The sequence below is a fragment of the Spirillospora sp. NPDC046719 genome (genome assembly GCF_040645715.1).
Taxonomy (GTDB): Bacteria; Actinomycetota; Actinomycetes; order Streptosporangiales; family Streptosporangiaceae; genus Spirillospora.
In genome coordinates this window covers 1-4,627 of record NZ_JBEYYT010000601.1, presented here as the reverse complement: position 1 = coordinate 4,627, position 4,627 = coordinate 1, and the positions used below count along the sequence as shown (strand labels likewise).

Here is a 4,627-nt window from a genome sequence, read left to right as displayed (position 1 = left end):
CGACGCCGAAGGCGCCCTTGACTTTGGAGGGGCGGCCCCGTACGCAAGCGCCACCCCACCACCCGAACACCCCTCTCGCCGATTCTCCCGAACACCCTCGCAGTTGACCCCATAGCGCCGTTGACCCATAGCGCCGTTGACCCCATAGCGCCGCTCACCCCGTAGCGCCCCGCCGCCGTTCAGCCCAAGGACCCTCTGAACACCACCGCCACCACACCCTCACGCCCCCGAGCACTCCTCGCTCGGGCACACCAAGCCGAACGAGCACCTCCGTCCCACGAAACGCCAGGCCCCTGTACAGCCTGCCGCTGCCGCTCGCCCTACGCCCGAACATCACTCCACCCACCACGCCGAATACTCGCCGCACGCCCAGCCACCCCCTACAACCACCGACTGTCGAGTCATGCGTGAGGGCTACAAGCTCTCCCCTACGAACTCCACCTGAGCGCTCCCGAGCCAGCCCTTCACCACCACAGCCCCGCCCCCACCCGCAACAGCGCTCCTCCCACCACGCTCACCGTTCCTGTCTCCCGGCGGCCCCACCCCCACTGCCTCACCCTCACAGCCCCGCCCTTACAGCCCCGCCCTCACTGCCCCACGGTCACTGCCCACGGTCACGGCCTCCAGGAGAAACACCAGGTCAGACTGCAAAACAGCCGCCTCCACGGCCACCCGCGCCAGGCCCGACTCGCGCAAGGCACAGCCCAGATGCTTTAATAAATGCACAGTCATTTATTAATGGAGGCGCGATGGCGGGGCGGCCGCGGGGCGTGGACGACGCGGTGATCCTGCGGGCGGCGGTCGAGGTGATCGGCCGGGTCGGTCCGGCGAAGCTGACGCTCGCGGCGGTGGCCGACGAGGTGGGCCTCGTGCCGGGCACGCTCGTCCAGCGGTTCGGGTCCAAGCGCGGGCTGCTGCTGGCGCTGGCCGAGCAGGCGGCGCGGGACGCGGAGACGCTGCACGAGCGCGTGCGGGCCGGGCAGGGCCACCAACAGGACGGCCAGGCGGGGCGCGAGCCGGCGCTGGCGGTGTTGCGGGCGTTCGTGCGGCGGTCGTGGGCGGCGATGTCCACGCCGGAGCAGTACGCCAACCATCTGGCGTTCCTCTGCATGGACCTGACGGATCCGGAGTTCCACGCGCACGCGCTCGCCGTCCATGAGGCGAACGGGCGGGTCATCGCGATGCTGCTCGGCGAGGCGGTGGCGGACGGCGTGCTGCGGGCGGAGACGGACGCCGAGGCGCTCGCCGGGTCGCTCCAGACCGTCATCGCGGGGGCCGGGCTCTGCTGGGCCCTGGACCGGCGGGGAACGCTGGCCGAGCGGCTCGAACGCGAGCTGGACGGCGCTCTCGCACCGTATCTGGCATGAAGGAGGGGTCATGGATGATCGTCCGCTCACCGGCAAGGTCGCGCTGGTCGCCGGGGGCACGCGGGGCGGCGGTCGCGGCATCGCCGTCCAGCTCGGCGCCGCCGGCGCGACGGTGTACGTCTCCGGCCGCAGCAGCGCGTCCGGCGGGTCCGGTCTCGGGCGGCGGGAGACCATCGAGGAGACCGCGGACCTGGTCACCGAGGCGGGCGGGACGGGCGTGCCCGTCCGCACCGACCACGCCGACCCGGATCAGGTCCGCGCGCTGGTCGAGCGGATCGCGGCGGAGCGGGGCGGGCGGCTCGACATGCTGGTCGACTCGGTGTGGGGCGGCGACCCGCTGACCGACTGGGAGCGTCCGCTGTGGGAGCAGGACCTCGGCACGGGCCTGCGGCTGCTGCGGCAGGCCGTGGAGACCCACGTGATCACGAGCCGGTTCGCGCTTCCGCTGATGGTGGCGCGCGGGCGGGGCCTGGTGGTGGAGGTGACGGACGGGAACACCGCCCGGTACCGGGGCTCGTTCTTCTACGACCTGGCGAAGTCCGCGGTGATCCGGCTGGCGTTCGCGCAGGCCGCCGAGCTGCGGCCGCACGGGGTCGCGGCGGTGGCGGTCACGCCCGGTTTCCTGCGGTCGGAGGCCGTCCTGGACCATTTCGGCGTCACGGAGGGCAACTGGCGGGACGCCGCGGCGAAGGACCCGCACTTCGCCTACTCGGAGAGTCCCGCGTATCTGGGGCGGGCCGTCGCGGCGCTGGCCGCCGACCCGCACATCATGGACAAGTCGGGCCGCGCGCTGGCCACCTGGGGGCTGTACGAGGAGTACGGGTTCACCGACGCCGACGGCACCCGGCCGGACTGGGCCGCGCACTGGGCCGAGGCGCTGGCGGACGAGTACGGGCCGCTCGGCGATCCGCTCTAGGACGGCGCGGCGACGACGAGCCGGTCGTCCTCGACGGTGACGGCGGTGCCGAACTCGGCGCAGGCGGCGATGAACCGCTCGAAGATCCAGGCGCGGTCGGCGGGGCCGGCGAGGCGGGTGCGGGCGAAGTCCAGGCGCAGCGGGACGGCCTCGACGCGGGACGGCCCGTCCGGCCCGAAGGTGACGAGGAACAGCAGGCCCAGGTCGTTGCGCAGCAGGTCGGACACCACGTAGTCGTCGATGAAGTCGCCCATGTCGAACAGGACCGGCCAGGCGACGCCGTGGAAGACGTGCGCGGAGCTTCCCGCGACGAGCGACGCGCCCGCGTCCACCAGGTCCTTCGCGGCCCGGCGAACGTAGCGGAGCGGTTCGCCGGTCATGTTGGGGCCCCAGTGCGGCATGACCAGCACGGCGTCGTTCGTCCGGGCGAGCGCGCCGATCTCGTCGCGGAGCCATGCGGGGACGCCGTGCTCGAGGTCGGCGAGCGCGACGCCCGGGCGGCCGGGTCCGGCGGCGAAGTCGGCGGGGTGGTCGGTGAAGCCGGCGACGGCGATGCGGAGGCCGCCCGCCTCCAGGATCACCGGCGCGCGCGCCTCCTGGACGCCCGGCCCCGCGCCGACGCTGCGCACGCCTGCGGCTTCGAGGTGCGCGAGGGTGTCGGCCAGGGCGTCCGGGCCGAAGTCGAGGGCGTGGTTGTTGGCGAGGGTCACGCAGTCGACGCCGAGGTCGAGGAGCGCCTCGACGGCGTCCGGGGGCGCGCGGAAGTGGAACGGCTTGCCCGGCGCGTCCCACGGCCGCCCCCGGGTGGACACGCAGCATTCGAGGTTCAGCAGGGCGAGATCGGCCTCATGGAAGACCTCTCGCACGTCCCCGGCGAACAGGCCGTGCGGGCCGGACACGGCGACCTCCTCCCCCACTCCGCGTCCGAGCATCGTGTCCCCTGCGAGGGCCACTGTGACGGTCATCGACACCACCCCCCAATCCCGTCCTACCCCTTGCGGGAGAACCAAGTGATCTGCGTGCCACTGGGGAGGGTCTCGCGGCGGTCGGGGGTGAACAGGGTCGGGTCGAACCGGCCGGAGAACGCCGGGACGCCGTCGCCCGCGACGACGGGGTAGCTCTTGACGATCATCTCGTCGATCTCCGGGAGGAGCGCGGCGGCGAGCCTGCCGCCGCCGCAGAGCCAGACGTCCCTGTCGCCGTCCTCGGCCTTGAGGGCGCGGACGAGGCCGAGGGGCTCGCGGACGAGTTCTACGGCGGGGTCCTCGATCGCGGGCAGGGTGGTGGACACCACGTACTGGCGCATGTGCGCGTACGGGCTGGTGACGCCGATGTCGAGCGCCGGCTGGTAGGTGCGGAGCCCCATGACGAGGGTGTCGAACCGCCGTCGGGGGGCGTCCGCGTCCACGCCGAGGTGGGGGCGGACGTGCGTCGGCAGCGTCTCGGGGAGGTTGTCCTTGATCCAGTCCATCGTGTCGTCGCCGAGGGGGTAGAAGTCGACCTCCCCGCCGGGACCGGCGATGTAGCCGTCGATGCTGACGCCGACGTAGTAGACGAGCTTGCGCATAAATTGAACTCCGTTCGTAGTACTCTGCTTGAAGTGGTTTGAACCTAGTACTACGGATGGAGTAGTGTCAATGCGGAGGAACGAGGAGCGGCGCGCGGCGCTGGTGGACGCCGCGATCGAGGTCCTGGCCCGGGACGGGGCGCGCGGGCTGACGTTCCGCGCCGTGGACGCGGAGGCCGGCGTGCCCGTCGGGACCGCGTCGAACTACTTCGCCAAGCGGGACGACCTGTTCACCCAGGCCGGCGGACGCATCTACGAGCGGCTCCAGCCGGACGCCGCGACCATGGCGGGCGGCCTGCAGGGCCCGCGTGACGCCGCCAAGGTCACCGAGCTGCTCCAGGACGCGGTCGGCCGGATCTCCGAGTTCCGCACCGGCTACCTGGCCCTGCTCGAACTGCGCCTGGAGGCGACGCGGCGGCCCGAGCTGCGCACCGTCCTCACCGAGCGGGTGCGCCGGGATTTGGACGCCAACATCGCCTATCACGTGGAGGCGGGCCTGCCCGGCGACGCCGATACGGTGCGCCTGCTCTACTTCGCGCTGAACTGGCTGATCGTCGAGAGCCTGACGCTGCCGGGCGTCCTCGCCGAGCACGACCTGAAGGACCTCGTGGCCCTCGCCGTCGAGCGCGCCCTCCCCCGCGAAGGGACGTGAGCCGAAACGGCGGGGGGGCGCCCCCGCGCCGCGGCGGGGGGGGGGGGGCGCGGGGGGGCACCCCGGCGGGGGGCCCCGCCCCCCCCCCCCGCCGCCGGGGGTGGGGGGGGGGGCGTCGAGTATTT

Annotated in this window: 5 protein-coding genes; 3 read left to right on the top strand and 2 right to left on the bottom strand. The window is 72.9% G+C overall.

All coding sequences use genetic code 11. The features are described 5' to 3' along the window. The first annotated feature begins 749 nt into the window (after window positions 1-749). Both ABZ914_RS46965 and ABZ914_RS46960 read left to right on the top strand, forming a co-directional pair. The gene (locus tag ABZ914_RS46965; RefSeq protein ID WP_500201133.1) at window positions 750-1,367 is read left to right on the top strand and encodes a TetR/AcrR family transcriptional regulator; all 618 of its coding nucleotides are present in this window, start codon (window positions 750-752) and stop codon (window positions 1,365-1,367) included. Between the two features lie 10 nt (window positions 1,368-1,377). Then, complete coding sequence (locus tag ABZ914_RS46960) at window positions 1,378-2,283, top strand: SDR family oxidoreductase (protein ID WP_500201132.1); 906 nt, start codon at window positions 1,378-1,380, stop codon at window positions 2,281-2,283. On the opposite strand, the gene ABZ914_RS46955 is transcribed toward ABZ914_RS46960, so the two are convergent. Together ABZ914_RS46955 and ABZ914_RS46950 are read right to left on the bottom strand one after the other, a co-directional pair. Then, window positions 2,280-3,248: a CapA family protein gene (locus ABZ914_RS46955; RefSeq protein WP_500201131.1), complete on the bottom strand. Its 969-nt coding sequence runs from the start codon at window positions 3,246-3,248 to the stop codon at window positions 2,280-2,282. The two genes, ABZ914_RS46960 and ABZ914_RS46955, sit on opposite strands and share 4 nt — an antisense overlap. Before the next feature lie 23 nt (window positions 3,249-3,271). Continuing rightward, window positions 3,272-3,850, bottom strand: a complete 579-nt coding sequence (locus tag ABZ914_RS46950; protein WP_500201130.1) for a dihydrofolate reductase family protein — start codon at window positions 3,848-3,850, stop codon at window positions 3,272-3,274. 70 nt (window positions 3,851-3,920) lie between these two features. Between ABZ914_RS46950 and ABZ914_RS46945 the strand changes: the two genes are divergently transcribed. Then, entirely contained in the window at window positions 3,921-4,502 is a 582-nt protein-coding gene (locus ABZ914_RS46945; RefSeq protein ID WP_500201129.1) for a TetR/AcrR family transcriptional regulator, read from the top strand. Window positions 4,503-4,627: the final 125 nt, after the last annotated feature.